Here is a 2,029-nt window from a genome sequence, read left to right on the forward strand (position 1 = left end):
CGGTGGTCTGATGGGCATGCTGCGCGCCAACGTGCCGGCGATCTACGTCTACGGCGGCACCATCCTGCCGGGCACCTACAAGGGCAAAGACCTCAACATCGTCAGCGTGTTTGAAGCCGTGGGCGAAAACGCCGCCGGGCGCATGAGCGACGAAGACCTGCTGCAAATCGAGCGCCGCGCCATTCCGGGCACCGGCAGCTGCGGCGGCATGTACACGGCCAACACCATGTCCAGCGCTTTCGAGGCCCTGGGCATCTCACTGCCCTACTCCAGCACCATGGCCAATCCGCACGACGAGAAAATGAACTCAGCCAAAGAGTCGGCCAAGGTTCTGGTTGAAGCGATCAAGAAGGACATCAAGCCGCGCGACATCGTCACCAAGAAGGCTATTGAAAACGCGGTCGCCGTGATCATGGCAACCGGCGGCTCCACCAACGCTGTGCTGCACTTCCTGGCCATCGCCCACACGGCCGGCGTCGAGTGGACGATTGATGATTTCGAGCGCGTGCGCCAGCGTACGCCAGTACTGTGCGATTTGAAGCCCTCCGGCAAATACCTCGCCGTGGATCTGCACCGCGCCGGCGGTATTCCACAGGTCATGAAAACACTGCTGGCCGCCGGCCTGCTGCATGGCGATTGCCTGACGATCTCCGGCCAGACCATCGCCGAGACGCTCAAGGACGTGCCTGAAGTTCCGCGCGCAGACCAGGATGTGATCCGCCCCATCGACAAACCCATGTACGCCCAGGGCCACCTGGCCATCCTGAAGGGCAACCTCTCACCCGAAGGCTGCGTGGCCAAGATCACCGGCCTGAAAAATCCCGTCATGACCGGCCCGGCCCGGGTATTTGATGACGAACAATCAGCACTTGCAGCCATCCTGGCCGGCAAGATCAAGGCTGGTGACGTGATGGTGCTGCGTTACCTCGGCCCCAAGGGCGGCCCCGGCATGCCTGAAATGCTGGCCCCCACCGGCGCGCTGATCGGTGCCGGCCTCGGCGAGAGTGTCGGCTTGATCACCGATGGCCGCTTCTCCGGTGGCACCTGGGGCATGGTGGTTGGCCACGTGGCGCCTGAAGCTGCGGCTGGCGGCAATATCGCCTTCATCAATGAGGGAGATTCGATCACCATCGATTCGAAGCAACTCCTGTTGCAGCTGAATATCAGTGACGCCGAATTGGCCAAACGCAAGGTCGGCTGGAAAGCCCCCGCGCCACGCTATACCCGCGGCGTCCAGGCCAAGTTCGCTTTCAATGCATCAAGTGCCAGCAAGGGTGCGGTGCTGGACGACTATTGATTTGATCCGCTGAAGCGCAAAGAGCCCGTGAAGTTACAGACTTCACGGGCTCTTTGCTTTGGAGCCAGCTGCCAGTTGCAAAAACCGGGTAACTTGCCTGGCGTCTTAGCTAGTTGCGCTGTATCAGCTATTTCTTTTTCTTCGCCGAAAGCATACCCATGGCGTCGCGCTGCTTGTCGATGCGGTCTTGCCTGCGTTTGTCCATCTTGTCTACTTCCCTGCGCTTGGTATAGCCCGATGCATCCGCCCACCACCACCAGAGGGCTGCAAGCACGAATGGAGAAAGCACAATCCACCAGCTTAACGTGGCAACGGGCCCGATTTCGAGATACTTCAGTGCCAACGCAACAATTCCAACCAATAGAAAAAACATCTGTAACTCCTCTGAATGTGTGGTGGTCTGGCCGGGTCAACCCTTGAAACCCGGGTCAACCGGCACCACTACAATGACGTTAATTGACTGTAACCGAATCCACAACTCCCCACGAGGACAATCCATGAAACGCATTCTTTCGGTCATCGCTTCCATGGCTGCAGTTTTTGCAGTATCGACCCCTGCACTGGCGGATCTGCAACTGGCAACCGCAAAAAACTGCATGGCTTGCCACGCCGTTGACAAAAAACTGGTTGGGCCCTCCTACAAGGATGTCGCAGCCAAATATGCTGGGCAAAAAGACGCAGCCGACAAGCTCGCTGCCAAAGTCATCAAGGGCGGTTCAGGCGTCTGGGGCC

General features: G+C 59.0%; 3 protein-coding genes. 2 read left to right on the forward strand and 1 reads right to left on the reverse strand.

Annotated elements, in window-relative coordinates:
- On the forward strand, positions 1-1,297 hold a 1,297-nt coding region (locus AC1DWI_RS20970; protein ID WP_477725662.1), incomplete at its 5' end, for a dihydroxy-acid dehydratase.
- Positions 1,298-1,424: 127 nt separating this feature from the next.
- Here AC1DWI_RS20970 and AC1DWI_RS20975 read toward each other — a convergent pair.
- On the reverse strand, positions 1,425-1,670 hold the full coding sequence (locus tag AC1DWI_RS20975; RefSeq protein WP_477649753.1) for a TIGR04438 family Trp-rich protein: 246 nt from the start codon (positions 1,668-1,670) through the stop codon (positions 1,425-1,427).
- Positions 1,671-1,794: 124 nt separating this feature from the next.
- Between AC1DWI_RS20975 and AC1DWI_RS20980 the strand changes: the two genes are divergently transcribed.
- The coding region (locus AC1DWI_RS20980; protein ID WP_477725663.1) for a c-type cytochrome at positions 1,795-2,029 on the forward strand (235 nt) is incomplete at its 3' end.

It is taken from the genome of Polaromonas sp. P3_C2 (assembly GCF_056402675.1).